General features: G+C 38.4%; 15 protein-coding genes. 8 read left to right on the forward strand and 7 right to left on the reverse strand.

The window, feature by feature from the left end; genetic code table 11:
* Window positions 1–153: 153 nt before the first annotated feature.
* Window positions 154–1,548: a GFO_1087 family putative carboxy terminal peptidase gene (locus QPK98_RS14355; RefSeq protein ID WP_310994158.1), complete on the reverse strand. Its 1,395-nt coding sequence runs from the start codon at window positions 1,546–1,548 to the stop codon at window positions 154–156.
* 693 nt (window positions 1,549–2,241) lie between these two features.
* Between QPK98_RS14355 and QPK98_RS14360 the strand changes: the two genes are divergently transcribed.
* The 5 genes from QPK98_RS14360 to QPK98_RS14380 all read left to right on the forward strand — a co-directional run bounded on the left by QPK98_RS14360 (window position 2,242) and on the right by QPK98_RS14380 (window position 5,455).
* The gene (locus QPK98_RS14360; RefSeq protein WP_310994159.1) at window positions 2,242–2,388 is read left to right on the forward strand and encodes a hypothetical protein; all 147 of its coding nucleotides are present in this window, start codon (window positions 2,242–2,244) and stop codon (window positions 2,386–2,388) included.
* An 893-nt stretch (window positions 2,389–3,281) separates the two neighbouring features.
* On the forward strand, window positions 3,282–3,788 hold the full coding sequence (locus tag QPK98_RS14365) for a GFO_1088 family ECF-type sigma factor (RefSeq protein WP_310994160.1): 507 nt from the start codon (window positions 3,282–3,284) through the stop codon (window positions 3,786–3,788).
* Entirely contained in the window at window positions 3,775–4,212 is a 438-nt protein-coding gene (locus QPK98_RS14370) for a PG0215 family putative anti-sigma factor (RefSeq protein WP_310994161.1), read from the forward strand. The genes QPK98_RS14365 and QPK98_RS14370 overlap by 14 nt, the downstream gene beginning before the upstream one ends.
* 162 nt (window positions 4,213–4,374) lie before the next feature.
* Entirely contained in the window at window positions 4,375–4,914 is a 540-nt protein-coding gene (locus QPK98_RS14375) for a GFO_1090 family protein (protein WP_310994162.1), read from the forward strand.
* A 1-nt stretch (window position 4,915) separates the two neighbouring features.
* Window positions 4,916–5,455 carry a GFO_1091 family lipoprotein gene (locus QPK98_RS14380; RefSeq protein ID WP_310994163.1) on the forward strand — a complete coding sequence of 180 codons (540 nt, stop codon included), beginning with the start codon at window positions 4,916–4,918 and terminating at the stop codon, window positions 5,453–5,455.
* A 162-nt stretch (window positions 5,456–5,617) separates the two neighbouring features.
* Here the strand turns inward: QPK98_RS14380 and purB are convergent, their stop codons facing one another.
* From purB to QPK98_RS14410, 6 genes are all read right to left on the reverse strand, one after another.
* The gene (gene purB, locus QPK98_RS14385) at window positions 5,618–6,961 is read right to left on the reverse strand and encodes an adenylosuccinate lyase (protein ID WP_310994164.1); all 1,344 of its coding nucleotides are present in this window, start codon (window positions 6,959–6,961) and stop codon (window positions 5,618–5,620) included.
* A gap of 2,191 nt (window positions 6,962–9,152) precedes the next feature.
* Entirely contained in the window at window positions 9,153–9,905 is a 753-nt protein-coding gene (locus tag QPK98_RS14390; protein WP_310994165.1) for a DUF6503 family protein, read from the reverse strand.
* 72 nt (window positions 9,906–9,977) lie between these two features.
* Window positions 9,978–11,885 (reverse strand): acetate--CoA ligase, encoded by a 1,908-nt coding sequence (acs, locus tag QPK98_RS14395; protein ID WP_310994166.1) that lies wholly within the window; start codon window positions 11,883–11,885, stop codon window positions 9,978–9,980.
* A gap of 135 nt (window positions 11,886–12,020) precedes the next feature.
* Window positions 12,021–12,566 carry a flavin reductase family protein gene (locus QPK98_RS14400; RefSeq protein ID WP_310994167.1) on the reverse strand — a complete coding sequence of 182 codons (546 nt, stop codon included), beginning with the start codon at window positions 12,564–12,566 and terminating at the stop codon, window positions 12,021–12,023.
* Between the two features lie 97 nt (window positions 12,567–12,663).
* Window positions 12,664–12,948, reverse strand: a complete 285-nt coding sequence (locus QPK98_RS14405; RefSeq protein WP_310994168.1) for a TIGR03643 family protein — start codon at window positions 12,946–12,948, stop codon at window positions 12,664–12,666.
* Complete coding sequence (locus QPK98_RS14410) at window positions 12,945–13,127, reverse strand: Lacal_2735 family protein (RefSeq protein WP_310994169.1); 183 nt, start codon at window positions 13,125–13,127, stop codon at window positions 12,945–12,947. The genes QPK98_RS14405 and QPK98_RS14410 overlap by 4 nt, the downstream gene beginning before the upstream one ends.
* A gap of 550 nt (window positions 13,128–13,677) precedes the next feature.
* Here QPK98_RS14410 and QPK98_RS14415 point away from each other — a divergent pair.
* The 3 genes from QPK98_RS14415 to QPK98_RS14425 all read left to right on the forward strand — a co-directional run bounded on the left by QPK98_RS14415 (window position 13,678) and on the right by QPK98_RS14425 (window position 19,044).
* The gene (locus QPK98_RS14415) at window positions 13,678–14,361 is read left to right on the forward strand and encodes a hypothetical protein (protein ID WP_310994170.1); all 684 of its coding nucleotides are present in this window, start codon (window positions 13,678–13,680) and stop codon (window positions 14,359–14,361) included.
* 144 nt (window positions 14,362–14,505) lie between these two features.
* On the forward strand, window positions 14,506–14,922 hold the full coding sequence (locus QPK98_RS14420) for an HYC_CC_PP family protein (RefSeq protein WP_310994171.1): 417 nt from the start codon (window positions 14,506–14,508) through the stop codon (window positions 14,920–14,922).
* A 309-nt stretch (window positions 14,923–15,231) separates the two neighbouring features.
* The gene (locus QPK98_RS14425; protein WP_310994172.1) at window positions 15,232–19,044 is read left to right on the forward strand and encodes an efflux RND transporter permease subunit; all 3,813 of its coding nucleotides are present in this window, start codon (window positions 15,232–15,234) and stop codon (window positions 19,042–19,044) included.

The raw sequence follows: 19,044 nt of genomic DNA on the forward strand, positions 1-19,044 counted from the left end.
AATCTATTAAAAAGCAAGTCTTACGTCTTATGTCTTAGTCGGACACGATTATCTTAAAATATTGCGGTAGGTTTTTAGCCCGTGGAAAGCTTATCACTGAAACTGAGCTTTAGCCCTATCATGGGTGAATTTGTTTGCGAGCGATGAATAGCCTTAGTTTGCAATCATTTTTCCTTCAATTGGGGAACCTGCCTTGCTGTCGCTAAGTTGATTTAATGCTCTAAATTCTTTCTTTACTGGCAGAGGCCTTCCGGCAATTTCAGAAATTGCTGCGGCGAGCAAAGGTTCGTTTTCATCCCCTAATTGCCCCAGGTTAAAGTAATTTTCCTTTAGCTGAATTTGTGGAAAAAGTCCATCAACAAAATCGGTGTTGTCTTCAACGTTCGAAGTCTTAAAAACCAAGGGAAGCATCACATAGTTATGAGATGGATTTGCATTCGTTTTACTAAATTGAGGTGCGGGAGCGTCATAGAGTAAAAACGAGGCCTGGAATTTTCCTGTAGTCGTATCGCCAACTTGTACGGTGTTTATGTATGGATTAAGCCCGTTAATCACCAACTCACTGGCAGATGCGGTGCGGCCAGTAGTAATTATATAAACACTGCTGAGGTTAAGGCTGTTTATAGCTGTTCCGTTGCTTATGGCGTCATCAAAAAGACCGTTTTGGGCATTGGCAGCCTGGCGGTCTTCATTCCAAAATTCCTTATAAAAAACCTGTCCGGTAAATTGCCCGGTAATCATACTGGCCAAGTCTGTTGCCGTTTCAACAGAACCGCCTCCATTATACCTAAGGTCTAAAACTAAATTGGTGATTCCTTCGGCTTTAAGCTGCGCAAAGGCGTCGTTGAGCTCGGTGTCAAAGTTTTTCGTAAAACTATTGTAAACTACGTAGCCAATTTTTTCGCCATTTACATCAAAGGTCTGTGTTTTATAAACTGGATTTTCGGTGTATTGAGTTTTATTGAGTAAAAAATCTTCTCCAGTTAGCTCAAAACTGGTTCCGTTGAAGGTGGCGAGTTCAACGGAGTAGCTATCGGGTGCTAGTAAGTCCTGATAGTTGTTGGCGGTGAGCTGTGTTCCGTTGACATGAGTAAAAAGATCGCCTCTCTTTAGACCCTTTGTTTCGGCATCGGTATTTGGCAAAACATAACGTACGTAGCCAAAAACATTATTGCTGCCATTGGGGTAATACACCAAGCCATATTCCATGCCGTTACTTAGGCTTATTCCGCTAAGCGCGTCTTCAATTACTCTAAAATCACTAAAGAGGTTGCTAAAACGATCTTGTGGTGATTTCAAGTATTCAAACAAGGCTTCTGGCGACTCGTAACTGCCAAGGAAATCGTCTAGCGCACCCTGGTTAGCAAACGCATCGTTGGCCAGTTCTGGCTTATCGGCTTTATAGAGGTAATAATAATTAAGACCGCGATATATAAAATTCTGAATATCAAGTGTGGATGCCTGATTAAGATTATCGTCCAGATCTTCAAAACAAGAGACAAATAATAATGAAATGGCTAAAAAGGGAATCAAAATTCGTTTTTTCATAGCGTGGTTTTACTGAAGAATTGAATTAAAGAAGTAAATTATGGATAATATTGCGATTGTAAAAATATAATTTTTTAGTCGAAACTAATTCCGAAGGATTAAAATAGGTTTTTAAAAGGAAACTAATAGGTTAAAGGTAGAAACTATCCAGACGATATTAAAGGATGTTGATCTCCGCTGTTTTTTTTATCTTTAAAAGGTAGGAGGAAAGAAAATGTTTTGAAGCTATTAAGCTAAGGTGAAGCAAAAGGAAGTGTTTTAAAAGTTTGGGTTCATCTTAAAAGTGCCAAGCCACATAACAGATAAGAATTAAAACCTTATTACCTTAGTAACTATAAACGAACCGTAACATAAACCTTATTACCTTTTATCTCAGCAAACTTTTAAGTGAAAAAAAGATGATAAGGTAAATTGAGCCGCTACCGTACTGATTTGACTAAGGTAATAAGGTCTGTCGAGCTATTACTATGCTAATCTTACTAAGGTAATAAGGTAAATGGAGCGGTTGCTTTACCGATTTTACGAAGCTAATAAGGTCAGGTTTGACTTGGTGGAAGTCGCTTCATTTTCATTAACCATAAGGCAAAAACTATATGCTCCAATTTAGCCGAGACTTAATGGGTGCAGGATTTCGCTGTTTTTTATCTTCAAAGGGTAGGAGGAAGGAAAATGTCATAAAACTTTTAAGTTAAGATGAAGCAAAAGGAAGTGTTTTATAGTTTTGGGATCATCTTAAAAGCGCCAAGCTACATAATAGATGATACTAAAAACCGTATTACCTCAGTAATTTTAAGTGCGCCACAACATAAACCTTATTACCTTCCTTCTCACGAAACCTAGATGTGAAAATAAGCTAATAAGGTAAATGGAGCGGTTGCTTTACCGATTTTACTAAGCTAATAAGGTCAGGTTTGACTTGGTGGAAGTCGCTTCATTTTCATTAAACATAAGGCAGAAACTATAGGCTTCTATTTAGCCGAGACTTAAAGCATTTTAGGTTGCGGTGAAGCAATAGAGTTTTTTAGGTCGGGTGAAGCCGTACCAGAAACAATAAAGTTAAAGATTATCGAATGTCCGTAATGCATCATAATATTTAACCTAGATTAAAAGGATATTATTAAACCAGCCCTGAAAGGGCGAAAACATCGTAACATCGGGCAAGGCCCGGTGGGGCAAACCTGTGACACACAAAGCCCTGAAAGGGCGTAATACATGTCGCCCTTTCAGGGCTAGCCTTAGACCGGTTAAGTGCAGATAAGCTGTTAGGGTTTTTGACAGGGCGTTGCCTTTTCTTATGGTACGCTGCCCGATCAGAACATAATTATTTTCAATATTTTTTCAATATCTAAAAAGGTTCGCTTGCAGACGCAATAATTAACACATAATTTGAACCCACCATATTACTGATCGCGGATATTCATAAAGATTTAGTAGTGTCCGATTAAAATAATTAAAAAACCACTTGTTTCAACAATAGTAAGCTTTTAGAATATCATTAAAATATAACGCCTTGCTATTGAGATTCCAATAAAGGATAAACGTTTTAAAAATATGTATAACGAAATTAACCTAATTATCAAGCCTTTACAATTCTAGTCGTATGTCGTTAGTTATTTAGCGAAGCGGTCGTACATCTTTGTCGGACACTAATGATAAAGATTATTAATAACCCATGTAACAAAAAGCAAAACGTCTCGTCTTTATAGTAGAAGCCAAAAGAATAACTTAACCAAATGAACAAAACCGAGTTTACAAATTTAGTTTTGCCTATTAAAGACAAACTTTATCGTTTGGCGAAAAGGATTTTGGTTTCCAAAGATGAGGCTGATGATGCTGTGCAGGAAGTGTTTTTGAAATTGTGGAAAGGAAGGGAGAAAATAACAAATTATAAAAGCCCAGAAGCCTATGCCATGACAATGACAAAAAATTATTGTTTGGATAGATTAAAGTCTAAGCAGGCGTCAAACTTAAAAATTATACATAGCAATTACCGAACTTCAGAAAACATTGAAAAAAAGATTGAAGCGAATGACGGAGTTGAATTAGTTTTTAAGATTATAGAAACCTTGCCGGAACAACAAAAAATTGTGCTTCAATTAAGAGATGTAGAACAATTTGAGTTTGCCGAAATAGCAAAAATGTTAGATAGTAACGAAACCGCGGTTAGAGTATCACTTTCCCGAGCTAGAAAAGCCGTCAGGAATGCGATGATTAAGAAATATAATTATGGAATTAATTAAGATAGAAAAATTGCTGGATGCCTATTTTGAAGGGACAACGAGCCTTTCAGAAGAAAAGCTGTTGCAGGATTATTTTAATACTGAAAAGGTTGCAGACCATCTAATTCAATATAAGCCCATATTCATAGGTTTAAAAGCTGCAAGAACGGAGCGCTATGAGCATGAAATTCGGCTTCCAGATAATAAATCTAAACCAAACAAAACTTGGTGGTATTCCGTTGCTGCCATGCTTGTAATTAGTTTGGGAGTGGCAGGGTTTTATTTTGCGCAGCCGCAATACTCCCAAGAGGAAAAAGAAGCTTTGGCTGCGTTTGAAAAAAGTAAGAGAGCCATGCTTTTCCTTTCAGAAAACTTAAATAAAGGTACGGAACAGCTCACTTTTGTGGAACAGTTTAAAATAAATAAGAACAAAGTTTTTGAATAAATTCTTTAGTAAATAAATAGGGTAAGAAAGAACCTAACGCATAATTGTTTAGCTATGCCTTACTTAAAAACGAATAAATACTCTTTTCAATTAAACCGTGCACGGTTACAATTGTGATAAATCAATAATTAATAACGAACAATAATTACTAAAAATAAAACAATGAAAAAAATAGCTTTAATACTAGCACTGATAGTGGCCCCCATGGTTTCATGGGCTCAAAACACCTTCGATTCATTTGAAGATGAAAAAGATGTTTCCTCAGTAGTGGTTACTAAAAATATGTTCAAACTTTTGAGCAAAATGGACCTTAACTCATCAGATCCCGAGGCACAGGCATACTTGAAAATGGTAAATGACCTGGATAATATTAAAATCTATACTACTGATAACACTTCCGTAGGACAAAAAATGGACGCTGCAGTAGCCAAGTATATTTCGGGTTCGAATGCGCTGGGAGAATTGATGCGCGTTAAAGACGATGGTAAAAACATTAAGTTTTACAGTAAGGAGGGGAAGAATGAAAACTATGTTAGCGAACTGCTTATGCATTTGGACGGAATGGTTGATGGGAAACAAACCACAATTATTATGAGCATTACCGGTAATATAGATCTAAAACAAATTTCGAAATTAACCGAGGAGCTTAAAGTGCCAGGTACCGACCAACTGAAGGATATTGATAAAAAGAAAAAACAATAGTATGGTACGTGCAAGATATTTTATAACAGCTTTATTGGCGGCAGTAGCGCTAACTTCATGCAATGACAAGTCTTTGCAAAAATACCTTGTTGAAAAACAAGATGATGATAAGTTTCTTAAAGTAGATATAGCTACTAGTTTATTGGGAGGCGATGGCAGTAATTTTACTCAAGAGGAAAAGGATATTTTAGAAACCATTAAAAAGGTAAATGTGGTTGCTTATCCAATTAAGGATGAAAATACCGCTGATTTTAAAAAGGAAAGAGATGCCCTACGTGATATTTTAGATCAAGACCAATATAAAGATTTAACCCGTATAAAAACCAAGGATTGGAATGCGAGCTTAAAATATCTTGGCGAAGAAGATGCAATAAACGAGGTAATTGTTTTTGCTAGCGACAATTCGAAAGGTTTTGCCGTTTTTAGATTGTTGGGTGAAAATATGCGACCAGACCAAATGATAAAACTCATGGAGTCTGCAGAACGCGGCGATTTAGACCTATCAAAATTGAGTGGTATTGGAGATCTATTTAAAGATTAATTTAGTTGGTTAATAGAAGGAAAAGGCTTCATCCATTTGGATGGGGCTTTTTTTGTTGGTGTTGTTACGAATGCACGAATAAATTATTTTCGATGTTTAGATTACACCTTTAAAACAACATTGAATTTGCCGCAGTTTTTTTCGCCCTAGTGTATCCGCTGGTTAAATGCCGGTATAGTTTCCGGGTGTAATATTTCGCATTTCCTGTTTTACAGGTTCAGAAACATCCAAGGTTTCAATAAAATCGGCCATGGAGGCTTGGTTTATTTTTTCGTTGGTACGGGTTAATCCTTTTAAAGCTTCATACGGATTTGGATAGCCTTCACGACGTAGAATGGTCTGGATTGCCTCAGCTACCACCGCCCAGTTATTCTCAAGGTCTTCGGCAAATTTTGGTTCGTTTAACAAGAGTTTCCCCAAACCTTTAAGTGTGGAATGCATAGCTATTACGGTATGCCCTACTGGTACACCGATATTCCTTAAAACAGTACTGTCTGTAAGGTCTCGCTGTAAACGGCTTATGGGAAGTTTAGCTGAAAGATGTTCGAAAATTGCATTTGCCATTCCTAAATTTCCTTCGCTATTTTCAAAATCAATAGGGTTTACTTTATGGGGCATCGCACTGGAACCAACCTCTCCCTTCTTGATTTTTTGTTTAAAGTAATCCATAGAAACATAGGTCCAAATATCTCGGTCTAGGTCTATCAGGATGGTGTTGATTCGTTTTAGAGCATCAAAAAGAGCCGCCATATGGTCGTAATGCTCAATTTGTGTAGTAGGAAAAGAGTGGTGCAGACCAAGAGTACCTTCAACAAAACGCTTTCCGAAGGCCTTCCAATCTATTTCTGGATAGGCTACCTTATGTGCGTTAAAGTTTCCTGTTGCGCCACCAAATTTGGCAGCACTTTTAATGTCGTTCATCAAATCGAACTGTTCTTCAATTCGGGTCACAAAAACAGCTATTTCCTTACCTAATCGGGTGGGAGATGCCGGTTGTCCGTGTGTCCTGGCGAGCATTGGTACATCGGCCCAATCATTGGAAAGTTCTTTTAGCTTATCCTTAACCTCCATTAAAAGCGGCACATATACATTATTGACTGCATCTTTTAAAGAAAGCGGAACGGCTGTATTATTTATGTCTTGAGAAGTTAGCCCAAAATGGATAAACTCTTTGTATTTCTGTAGCTTTAAAGTGTCAAATTTTTCCTTTATAAAATATTCAACCGCTTTTACATCGTGGTTGGTAACCTTTTCGGTCTCTTTAACCTTTATGGCATCTTGAACAGAAAAGTTTAAATATAAGTTTCGCAGGTCTGAAAATAGGCTTTTATCAAAGTCGGATAACTGCGGAAGACCAAGTTCAACCAAAGCGATAAAATATTCAACCTCTACCTTTACGCGGTACCGAATAAGGGCCTCTTCAGAAAAATAAGGCGTAAGGCTGGAAGTTTTAGATGCGTATCGTCCGTCTATAGGTGAAATAGCTTGTAAGGCGTTGGTGTACATGGTTTCAATTTTAAAAGCGCAAAGATACAGAACTCTTCTGAGTTAATACGAAGGTGTTTGTGTATAAATTAATGTTGATTGAGCCGTTGTGTCTTTTGACTAGATTTTGACAATGTTGCTCAAACTCTAATAGAATTATTGCCGAAACTTTCATCTCATACTTTAGTCCTGGGCTTCGGGATAAGTGATAAAATGTAGATGTTGGTTGTTTTACCCCCATTCTTACCAAAATGCACCAAGATAACCTTATTACCTTAGTAACAATACACGCCCTACAACATAAACCTTATTATCTTCCTTTTCAGCAAACCTAGAAGTGAAAATAAGCTAATAAGCTAATAAGGTCTATCGAGCTGTTACTGTGCTAATTTTACGAAGCTAATAAGGTCAAGTTTTATCTGGTTGAAGTCGCTTCATTTTCATTTAACATAAGGCAAAAACTATATGCTCCAATTTAGCGAGACTTAGAGGAAGCTAGTTTTGCCATTTTTACTTTCATAAAGTAATCGGAAAGAAAGCGTTTTGTAGCTATTAAACTAAGGTGAAGAAGAAGGAAACTGTCTTATAGCTTTTTGGGTTAAAGTGAAGCAAAAGGAAATGTTTTAATAGTTTTGGGGTCATCTTAAAAGCGCCAAGCTATATAACAGCTGATAGTTAAAACCTTATTACCTCAGTAACTTTAAGAGCGCCACAACATAAATCTTATTACCTTCCTGCTAAGCAAACCTTTAAATGAAAATAAGCTAATAAGGTCTATCGAGCTGTTTCTATACCAATTTTACTAAGGTAATAAGGACTATCGAGCTGCTGCCTTACTGATTTTAGGAAGCTAATAAGGTCAGGTTTGATTTGGTTGAAGTCGCTTCATTTTCATTTAACATAAGGCAAAAACTATATGCTCCAATTTAGCGAGACTTACAGGAAGCTAGTTTTGCCATTTTTACTTTCATAAAGTAATCGGAAAGAAAGCGTTTTGTAGCTATTAAACTAAGGTGAAAAAGAAGGAAACTGTCTTATAGCTTTTTAGGTTAAAGTGAAGCAAAAGGAAACGTTTTAATAGTTTAGGGGTTTATCTTAAAAGAGTCAAGCCACATAACAGCTGATAGTTAAAACCTTATTACCTCAGTAACTTTAAGAGCGCCACAACATAAACCTTATTACCTTCTTTTTCACGAAACCTTTAGGTGAAAATAAGCTAATAAGGTAAATTGAGCTGCTGCCTTGCTAATTTTACTAAGGTAATAAGGTCTATCGAGCTGTTACTGTGCTAATCTTACTAAGGTAATAAGGTCTGTTGAACTGCTGCCTTACTGATTTTACGAAGCTAATAAGGTCAGGTTTGATTTGTTGGAAGTCGCTTCATTTTCATTTAACATAAGGCAAAAACTATATGCTCCAATTTAGCGAGACTTACAGGAAGCTAGTTTTGCCATTTTTACTTTCATAAAGTAATCGGAAAGAAAGCGTTTTGTAGCTATTAAACTAAGGTGAAGAAGAAGGAAACTGTCTTATAGCTTTTTAGGTTGCGGTGAAGCAAAAGGAAATGTTTTAATAGTTTTGGGGTCATCTTAAAAGCGCCAAGCCACATAACAGCTGATAGTAAAAACCTTATTACCTTAGTAACTATAAACGAACCATAACATAAACCTTATTACCTTCTTTCTCACGAAACCTAGAAGTGAAAATAAGCTGATAAGGTCTATCGAGCTGTTTCTATACCAATTTTGCTAAGGTAATAAGATCTATTGAGCTGTTGCCTTACTGATTTTACGAAGTTAATAAGGTCAGGTTTGATTTGGTAAGAGCAAGTAGTGCATGATTATAGCGGATCAAATGATTGTGAAGCTCAGGGTGAGTTCAGTGAAGCTAGTTTGGGTTAAAGCATAGCGAAACCCCTTAATTAGTACAATGAGAAATCACTGCAATAAGAAAGAGGTTTCTAATTGCGGGGATATAAAACTGTGTGAGGATAATTTTGTGAAGTAACCGTAAATATAGCAAATATTAAGACTATAAACGAATTATTTAGCGAAACACCTTATATATGCGTCTGATTTTCAGTAGCTAGAGGGTTTTTAGAGATGTCGTTTAGCCTATTGGTGTCACATTCCGTTTTAGATTGGGGTTTTACGCGGTCCATTTTTTAAGCTGCGTGCTTATAAAGAGATACTATGGAAATAGTATGGAAATTTTAATTTGCTGCACTTGGGTTAACCGTGATATCTTCAGTTTTAATATCTGATAACAACTCCAGTTTATCTTCGCTAAACAAATTGCCCAAGGTTTTTAAATCTACATTCTTCCAAGGTTCTACCTTGTAGTTTTTGTAATCTACAAACCGTAAATCTTCGATGGTTCTGGGGTTATATGCTTCTCGAAAACGAATTCCGCCCTTGCCTGTGAAAAACTTATAGGCAAAATAATCTATCGTGAAACTGTTTTGGTTTATCCAATACATATAAACATCTTCGTGGTCTGTACCGCCACCTTCTTGCTTAAATGTGATCTTTATTTGGTAATAAGGAGTGTTATTTATTTCTGTTTCCCCTACCAATTCCTTATTTACGGCACCTGCATTTAAGCCATAAGGTAGCTGAACAAAATAATGAACTGAGTTTATTGAATTGGCATATTTTGTAACCATTGAGTCTGGTAATTCAACTTTGGTTTCATTTCGAAATCGCTGAAAACCAGTATTACTCAACACGTCTTTAAGCTGGCCTAAAGAGTCTGTACTGCTTCGGGTAAGCTCATATTGACCATTTTTCCGCTTGCTGCTGTATTTTGTTCCGCGAAAGCTGAAATGGATCGTGGCATTTTCATATTTAGCGCCGCCAGCAGTATCAATAGCTTTGTTTACAATTTCCTGAGCAGTTAGTTGTTTGTTTTCTTGTTTACAGGAGTTAAAAATCACAAGGAAAATTAAGAATGATAAATACTTCATAGGTTTTTTAAAGATGTGTTGCTTCTACTTTTAACTGAAGAACTAGTTTTTTTGGGATTATTTAAAATTGTTTTAAAGGGATTCGTCCATTATTTCTTGCACAATTTCGGGGTTGAGAAGTGTAGATATATCTCCTAAATTGCTGGTGTCTTTTTCAGCAATTTTCCGTAGTATTCTACGCATTATCTTTCCGCTTCGGGTTTTAGGCAAGCCAGTGGTAAATTGAATTTTATCGAGCTTGGCGATTGGCCCAATATGTTCTGTGATAATCTGGTTGATTTCCTTCCGTAGATTATCGTGCAAACGACTCTCTCCCGTTTCCTTTAGGGTAATATAACCGTAAAGCGCATTTCCTTTAACATTATGCGGAAACCCAACAATGGCGCTCTCAGCCACAGCCGGATGCTCATTTACGGCATCTTCAATGGGAGCGGTGCCAAGGTTGTGCCCTGAAACAATAATTACATCATCAACCCGCCCTGTAATGCGGTAGTAGCCTGTGCTGTCTCGTAAAGCACCATCACCAGAGAAATAGTAGTTTTTATAGGCTGAAAAATAAGTCTCTTTATAACGTTGATGATTGTTCCAAATGGTTCGTGCCATTCCGGGCCATGGATATTTAATACAGAGCCTTCCATTTACCGAATTTCCTTTTAACTCATTGCCGTCTTCGTCCATTAATGCGGGTTGGATTCCCGGTAATGGCAGGGTAGCATAAGTAGGTATGGTTGGGGTGGAGTAGGGAATAGGAGAAATTAAGATTCCGCCAGTTTCCGTTTGCCACCAAGTATCTACAATAGGGCATTTTTTCTTTCCTACATTGTCATTATACCAGTGCCATGCCTCTTCATTTATAGGTTCGCCAACACTGCCCAACACTTTAAGAGAAGAAAGATCGTGAATATCTGAAAAATCTACCTGTTCTTTTGCCAAAGCGCGAATGGCCGTAGGTGCTGTATAAAACTGATTAACTTTATGTTTATCTACCACATCCCAGAATCGTCCAAAATCTGGGTAGGAAGGCACCCCTTCAAATAGAACCGTGGTAGCGCCATTGATTAATGGTCCATAAACAATATAGCTATGGCCTGTAACCCAACCAATATCTGCAGTACACCAAAACACGTCGTTTTCGCGATATTGAAAAACATTTTTAAACGTATGAGCAGTAAAAACCATGTAGCCTGCAATGGTATGTACCATGCCCTTGGGTTTACCCGTAGAACCAGAGGTGTACAAAATAAACAACGGATCTTCGGCGTCCATAACCTCAGGTTCGCATTCATTGCTGGCGGCATCTAAAAGCGGCTGTAGCCATTTGTCGCGATTTTCCTTCATCGCAATTTCAGAGTTTATACGTTTGGCGACCAACACTGTATTCACACTTTCACAGCTTTCCAATGCTTCGTCAACAATACCTTTTAAATCTATCGTTTTCTTTCCTCTATATGAGCCATCGCTGGTAAGAACCATCTTACAGTCAGAATCATTGATACGCATGGCTAATGCCGAAGCCGAGAACCCAGCAAAAACCACCGAATGTATAGCTCCAATGCGGGCACATGCCAATAGTGCAATGGCCAGTTCGGGTATCATGGGCAAATAGATACACACGCGATCTCCTTTTTGTATGCCGTGGTTCTGTAATACATTTGCAAACCTACAAACCCGATCGTGGAGCTGGCGATAGCTGATGTGCTCGGCCATTTCTGAGGGATCGTTAGGCTCAAAAATAATTGCTGTTTTATCTGCATGGGTATATAAATGACGATCAATGCAGTTTTCGGTAATGTTAAGCTTGGCGTTTTTAAACCAAGCGAATTCAGATTTTGAAAAGTCGTAATCCAGAACGTCGGTCCATCGTTTTCGCCAGATAAAGTTTTCTTCCGCAATTTCTTCCCAAAAACCTTCGGGGTCGCGAACGGATTTTCGGTAAACTTGAAAATATTCTTCTAGATTTTTTATGTGATAATTGCTCATAAATGGTAGGATTAGCAAAGAGTAAGTCTGTAATTATCTCTTTGGAATTAGAAAACTATTCAAATATCACAATTATTGGTAGATTTTTTGCAGAATTACCACAAAACTTTGAATGAAGATAATTTTAAAAAGTCGTTATTTCGGGTAGTGGGTTGACACTTCATTTAACCTAACGTACGGATGCTGCTCTAATTTGCTCAAGGAGTAATACACGTTTAAACCGGAAATTCCTACGCCCTTGGTTTGTTCTAAGTCAATATAGTCTTCAATTGTATTTGTTTCAGGAAGTATTAACTCCATGACTTCTCCTATAATTAAGATTGTATTGTTAATGGTTATATCAATTTTCTCTCGAAATCGCAGACCTATTTTAAAATTGCTTTCTTTTACGAAAGGTGCCTTAAAATCGTAAAGATATTCGGCGGTAAAGCCACACCGTTCAAACTCAGAGATATCCTTTTTAAACTTTGCAGATGTGTAATGGGCATTTTTTATAAACTCCGGATGTATATGGTTAATAGTATAAACCCCGGATTCAATAATATTGGCATAGGTATGGCCTACATCAGCGGTGGTAGGGCGCGAGATAAAGCTGATCAGGGCGGGGTCGCTCCCTAAATGGACAACACTGCTAAAAATTGCAAGGTTTGTTGTGCCTTCGCTTCCTGCTGTTCCTATCAAGTTTGCAGGCTTTATACCCGTTATCGAGTTAATTAACTTTAATCTGGTAACCCGATCTAAATTGTCTATATCTTTTTTTTTAAATGCATTTTTCTACTTACCTTTTGCTAATTTTATTGCCTGATATAGCTTTTTGTCGAGAACATTTAAAGCGTCCAATTTCAGGACTACGTTTTTTAAGGTGCTTCTTACTTACACCACTGTTTACACGTTTTCGCCATAGTTTAAAACTGCTTTCCTTTAAATTGCGTCGCATAATCTTTATGACCTCTTTTTCAGGAAAACCAAACTGAAAATCAATAGCTTCAAAAGGGGTCCGGTCTTCCCACGCCATTTCAATAATCCGGTCTAATTGTCTTTCGGTCAAGGTTTGTTCAATCATAATTTTGTATCCGTTTGATCCAGTTTTTCAAGTTGGTTTAAGACTTCAGAAGCTTCAAAGGTTTTTTGATCGCTCATTTTTCTATTGGTGGTAGCTAGCTTGTGAGCCTCTTGAAGCAATTTTTTATACTGTGCCTGTAATTTTTCTTTTTTCGATTTCTTTTTAAACATTCCAAACATAGATCTTAGATTATATAGGTTTTGACGTATATGTTAGAGGTTGAAATATATAGACGTTGGCGAATTTTTTTGGAAAGGTACAAAGTGTTTAATGAAATTAAAATTTAATTAAACAAATATGTTGTTAAATAAATATTCGTGAACAGTAAACTAATGAAAAAACACGTCTAAATTGGTTGTTTTTCTGAAGCGGTTATCGCACTATTACAGGTACAGGCTTGTTTTACTACGTTCTTTTTGTGTTTAAGAATCTGATTTAGCCGTGTTAACTAGTTTTAACTCTTATTTTATATTTTTCTAGGCAGTAATCTTGACTTTAGAAGACCACGATTATCAAATATTGAATACTAGGGATGAAGTAGGGAATAGTAGCATTATGGTAGCATAGACAATAAACAATTAGCAACCAATAAGCGCTAAGTGTCATTTTTAGAATCTACCGCTTCCCATGAGTTAAAATACTATATTTGCAGACTGTAGAAGGTCTAAACTGAAATGGTTTTTATAGCCGAGACCGATTTAGAATTTAATAAAAAATAAGGATAGAGGTATGTCAGATCAAAAAGTATTTGAAGCGAGTGCAGAAGCAAAGGGAAAAGCAAAACAATTACGCCTTTTTGCTTTTTTGGCGTGGGTCATTGCCATTGGTGCACAGATTTTTGCCATTTTAAAATTAATCAATGACGAAACACTTATATGGTTAATAGTAGTTATTGTCGGAATTTTAGCGCTTTCCATTACGGGGTCTATGCTTTGGAAAAAAGCGAATCGCTTAGATCCTGCTTCAGAAAAAGATAAATTTAAGTTTTTTGTTCAAAATCAGCTGGGTGCTATTATGGGGGTCTTGGCCTTTTTACCGCTGGTGATACTAATATTTATGAATAAAGATGCTGATGGAAAAACAAAAGGAATAGCAGGTTCTGTTGCCGTAGTTGCCCTGCTAGTTGCCGGTATATCGGGAGTGGACTTTAACCCGCCTTCCGTAGAAAAATATACCAAGGAAATCAATGAGCAAACCAGTACCATAAAAGAACTAAACTATGACAATGATAATGTGTACTGGACCAAAGCGGGAAATAAATACCACATTTTTGAAGACTGTCAACATATTGTTGGTAGAGATGTAATCAACAATGGAACCGTTGAAAAATCTTGGGAAGATAAAGGTATTTCAGAGCTTTGCCTTACCTGTAAAAAAAGAGCGGTTAAAGAAAGAGATGTTCTTACAGAATAAGTTTAGTTTATAGCAATACCGTCTTTTAATATACAATAAGTAACTAACCGTATAGAGGTTAGCGGTGTGTTTTAAAACCAACAACCACTAAATATTCCCTAAAACCTTGTCCTTTATACCATTTTCGTATAAATTTGTAAGACTATGAAATCCTTTCTCCATAAAACAATGGCTATCTGTATGGCGAGTTTGGTGTTATTTACCACCATGTCGTTTACGGTAGATGTTCATTATTGTGGAGATATGATGGTTGATTTCTCGGTAGTCCAAAATGCAACTACTTGCGGGATGGAGCACCAACCCGCTGAAAACGATTGCCATAATGAAGTTCAGGACGATTCCTGCTGTACGGATAAGCAAATCGTGCTGGAAGGACAGGATGAAGTTAAAACCACATTTCATAACCTAACGTTCGAGCAGCAGACCTTTGTTGCTACTTTTTTCTACACCTATATTAAGCTTTTTGAGGACCTTGATACCAACATCGTTCCTTTTAGCGATTATAAACCTCCCTTACTGATACGTGATATACAAAAACTTCACGAGACGTATTTAATTTGATTTTAAACAGTTTCCGACCCCAATAGTTAGGGATCGGAAAGATTAGCCCTATGGTTCCTGCCATACCGGGCTCATTTTGTTGTTTTCCAACATTCTGATATTTCAGAAAATCTTCAATGTATAACTATTCAATTTGAAAGCTTAATGTGTTTTCTAGATAAACGTATTTATCTAATAATCATTTTGTTGCACTCTTTTTTGGAATGAAGTTTATTTTCTTCGTTCCCTTAAGGGAAGGGGTAAACGAGGGAATTAAACTTATAAATTAGGTCAAGCATTAAGCAATCAACTGTTTAACAATCAATACACATGCTAAATAAAAGCATAAAATTTCTTATAGAGAACAAGCTAATCGCGGTCCTATTGCTCGCACTTTTTATAGGTGTGGGCGTGGTCAATGCACCTTTTAACTGGAACGATGTCCCAATTGTTAGTGGAATGCCCCGTAATCCGGTAGCTGTGGATGCCATCCCCGATATTGGTGAAAACCAACAAATTGTCTATACCCAATGGGAAGGCCGTTCCCCGCAGGATATAGAAGACCAAATAAGCTATCCGCTTACCACAACTTTATTGGGAATTCCTGGGGTGAAGACCATCCGTAGTTCTTCTATGTTCGGATTCTCGAGCATCTATATCATTTTTGAAGAGGATATAGAATTCTACTGGAGCCGAAGTCGCATTTTGGAAAAATTAAATTCCCTGCCCGCTGGCTTGTTGCCGGAGGATGTAAATCCTTCTTTGGGCCCAGATGCCACAGGATTGGGGCAAATTTATTGGTACACCTTGGAAGGTCGCGATAAAGACGGTAATGTAACGGGAGGATGGGATCTGCACGAGCTGCGAAGTATTCAGGATTACTACGTAAAGTATGCCCTTTCCTCGGCAAGTGGGGTTTCCGAAGTAGCATCAATCGGTGGGTATGTGCAAGAATATCAAATTGACGTAAAGCCCGAATTGATGCGGCAATACAACATCGGCCTCTCCGAAATCGTCAAAGCGGTTAAGGAAAGCAATAAAGACATCGGAGCCCAAACCATGGAAATCAATCAGGCCGAATACTTGGTGCGGGGGCTGGGGTATGTAAAATCCATAGCCGACATTGAGGACGCCGTGGTAACTTCGGAAGAATATACCGCAATACGCATTAAGGATATCGCTAATGTAAGTCTGGGTCCGGCTCCACGACGGGGGATTTTAGACAAGGAAGGAGCTGAGGTTGTCGGAGGCGTAGTCACTGCTCGACACGGTGCAAACCCGATGGAAGTTATCGATAATGTAAAGGAAAAGATAGCCGAACTGGAAGCCGGTTTGCCCTCCAAGGAACTTGCCGATGGTACAACATCGCAACTTACCGTCGTACCTTTTTATGACCGCTCTCAACTTATTCAGGAAACCTTAGACACCTTAAATGAAGCCTTAAGCCTGGAAATACTCATTACCATCTTCGTAATCATCGTGATGGTCTTTAACCTTAGGGCTTCGCTTTTAATCTCGGGACTGTTGCCCGTATCGGTTTTAATGGTTTTTATCGCGATGAAGCTCTTTAGCGTAGATGCTAATATTGTTGCCTTATCGGGTATTGCCATTGCTATTGGTACCATGGTGGATATTGGGGTCATACTTTCCGAGAATATAATCAGGCATCTGGATGAAGAAAGGGAACGCAGTGGTGAAACGGGCATATTTCAACCTATAAATACGGTTGTCTATAATGCGAGTGCCGAAGTTTCGGGCGCCATTCTTACCGCGGTTTTAACTACAATCATTAGCTTTATTCCCGTGTTTACCATGATAGGTGCCGAAGGGAAATTATTCCGTCCCTTGGCGTTTACCAAAACAATGGCGTTGGTTGCGGCTTTTGTGGTGGCACTATTTCTTATCCCTCCTTTTGCTGCCTTTTTATTTCGAGGGAAAAGTATTCGAAGAATTACAAAAAACCTATTGAACGGACTCTTGGTCATCTTCGGAATTATGGCAATAACTTTTGGCTATTGGTTAGGGCTTATTTTAATTGGTTTCGGAATTATTGGCCTTTTAAAAGAAGAAAAGATAGCTTCTAAGATTTCAGATAAACTAGCGCTATCTGATAAACAGGCCAATACCATCAACATATTTATTTCGGCTTTGGCCGTTGTCTTTTTATTGGCGGAGTTTTGGCGTCCGCTTGGGGTGGATAAAAGTATATTTTGGAATCTTTTGTTCGTAGGTCTCATCTGTTTTGGACTGCTGGCGCTCTTTTGGTTCTTTCAAAAATATTACACCTTTATTCTTGGATGGACCCTTCGCAACAAGGCATTGTTTCTTTCCATACCTACACTTATCGTAATTCTCGGAGTTTTGATTTGGCAGAACACAGGGAAGGAATTTATGCCTTCCTTAAACGAAGGTTCTTTCCTCTTGATGCCCACCTCATTGCCTCACGCTGGAGTAGCCGAAAACAAACGTGTTTTGCAACAATTGGATATGGCAGTAGCGGGAATACCCGAAATTGAAACCGTTGTTGGGAAAGCCGGCCGCACCGAATCTGCCCTTGACCCAGCACCGCTTTCAATGTATGAAAACATCATTCAGTATAAGCCGGAATACGCATTGAATAAAGACGGAAACCGCCAACGGTTTAAGGTAAATGAAGATGGATTATTTGTGCTTAAGAATGGAAATCTTGTGATTAACCCTAACAGTGAAGTTGGTGAAGATAGAAACTATACCGATTCGGAAGTTGAAGATCCATTTTTAATAGAAAGCCAAGACCTTATTCCCGATAACGATGGCGAATTCTACAGAAACTGGCGCCCAGAAATTAAATCGCCCGATGATATTTGGAATGAGATAGTACGGGTAACCAAACTTCCCGGAATAACTTCCTCACCAAAACTCCAACCCATTGAAACCCGTTTGGTAATGTTGCAAACAGGAATGCGCGCACCTATGGGGATAAAGGTAAAAGGCCAAGATCTCAGGCAAATTGAAGATTTTGGGCTGGAGCTTGAAGCTATCTTGAAACAGGCAGAAGGGGTAAAGACCGAAGCCGTATTTGCCGATCGCATTGTGGGGAAACCGTATTTGCTTATAGATATAAAGCGAGATCGTCTTGCACGATATGGTATTACAATAGAAGAGGTGCAGCAAATTCTGCAAGTGGCGGTAGGCGGGATGCCCTTAACGCAAACGGTAGAAGGTCGTGAGCGCTACGGGGTTCGTGTGCGCTACCCTCGTGAACTGCGCGATGGGCCGGAAGATTTAAAAAAGATTTATGTGCCCGTAGAAAATGGAAACTCCGTACCCTTGGGCGAACTTGTTGAAATTAAATATGAGCAAGGGCCCCAGGTTATCAAGAGTGAAGACACATTTTTGGTGGGCTATGTTTTATTTGACAAACTCGATGGATATGCCGAGGTTGATGTGGTGGAAAATGCACAGGTTTTATTCCAGGAGAAAATTGACAAAGGCGAACTTGCTGTCCCAAAAGGAATAAGCTATCAATTCACGGGAACTTATGAAAACCAATTACGGGCAGAGAAAACCCTTTCGGTAATTGTTCCCTTGGCTTTGGCTGTAATCTTTTTGATTCTTTATTTCCAGTTCCGTTCCATTGGAACATCACTAATGGTCTTTACCGGAATTGCAGTGGCTTTTGCTGGAGGGTTTTTAATGATTTGGTTTTATGGCCAAGATTGGTTTTTTAACTTCAACCTTTTTGGGGTGAATCTACGAGAACTTTTCCAGATGCACACCATCAACTTAAGTGTTGCAGTTTGGGTTGGGTTTATAGCGCTCTTCGGAATTGCTACCGATGACGGTGTGGTAATGGCAACCTACCTTACCCAAACCTTTGACAGGAACAAGCCTGAAAATGTATCTGAAATCCGTGCTTCAGTAATAGAGGCGGGTAGGAAGCGAATCCGTCCGTGTTTGATGACTACGGCCACTACCATTCTTGCACTGTTACCCATTTTGACTTCCACGGGAAGGGGAAGCGATATTATGATCCCGATGGCAATCCCCAGTTTTGGCGGGATGTTGATTGCCTTGATCACACTTTTTGTCGTCCCGGTACTATTTAGCTGGAGAAGGGAAGCAAAATTGAAAAGACAACTCAAAACACTCAAAGCAAACTAG

Origin of the sequence: Aequorivita marina, assembly GCF_031631895.2 — a bacterium.
GTDB classification, from domain to species: Bacteria; Bacteroidota; Bacteroidia; order Flavobacteriales; family Flavobacteriaceae; genus Aequorivita; species Aequorivita marina.

What these genes read in the sequence shown, in the direction of transcription:
- QPK98_RS14355 (WP_310994158.1), bottom strand. Translation starts at nt 1,548, where the DNA reads ATGAAAAAACGAATTTTGATTCCCTTTTTAGCCATTTCATTATTATTT.
- QPK98_RS14360 (WP_310994159.1), top strand. Translation starts at nt 2,242, where the DNA reads ATGAAGCAAAAGGAAGTGTTTTATAGTTTTGGGATCATCTTAAAAGCG.
- QPK98_RS14365 (WP_310994160.1), top strand. Translation starts at nt 3,282, where the DNA reads ATGAACAAAACCGAGTTTACAAATTTAGTTTTGCCTATTAAAGACAAA.
- QPK98_RS14370 (WP_310994161.1), top strand. Translation starts at nt 3,775, where the DNA reads ATGGAATTAATTAAGATAGAAAAATTGCTGGATGCCTATTTTGAAGGG.
- QPK98_RS14375 (WP_310994162.1), top strand. Translation starts at nt 4,375, where the DNA reads ATGAAAAAAATAGCTTTAATACTAGCACTGATAGTGGCCCCCATGGTT.
- QPK98_RS14380 (WP_310994163.1), top strand. Translation starts at nt 4,916, where the DNA reads ATGGTACGTGCAAGATATTTTATAACAGCTTTATTGGCGGCAGTAGCG.
- purB (WP_310994164.1), bottom strand. Translation starts at nt 6,961, where the DNA reads ATGTACACCAACGCCTTACAAGCTATTTCACCTATAGACGGACGATAC.
- QPK98_RS14390 (WP_310994165.1), bottom strand. Translation starts at nt 9,905, where the DNA reads ATGAAGTATTTATCATTCTTAATTTTCCTTGTGATTTTTAACTCCTGT.
- acs (WP_310994166.1), bottom strand. Translation starts at nt 11,885, where the DNA reads ATGAGCAATTATCACATAAAAAATCTAGAAGAATATTTTCAAGTTTAC.
- QPK98_RS14405 (WP_310994168.1), bottom strand. Translation starts at nt 12,948, where the DNA reads ATGATTGAACAAACCTTGACCGAAAGACAATTAGACCGGATTATTGAA.
- QPK98_RS14410 (WP_310994169.1), bottom strand. Translation starts at nt 13,127, where the DNA reads ATGTTTGGAATGTTTAAAAAGAAATCGAAAAAAGAAAAATTACAGGCA.
- QPK98_RS14415 (WP_310994170.1), top strand. Translation starts at nt 13,678, where the DNA reads ATGTCAGATCAAAAAGTATTTGAAGCGAGTGCAGAAGCAAAGGGAAAA.
- QPK98_RS14420 (WP_310994171.1), top strand. Translation starts at nt 14,506, where the DNA reads ATGAAATCCTTTCTCCATAAAACAATGGCTATCTGTATGGCGAGTTTG.
- QPK98_RS14425 (WP_310994172.1), top strand. Translation starts at nt 15,232, where the DNA reads ATGCTAAATAAAAGCATAAAATTTCTTATAGAGAACAAGCTAATCGCG.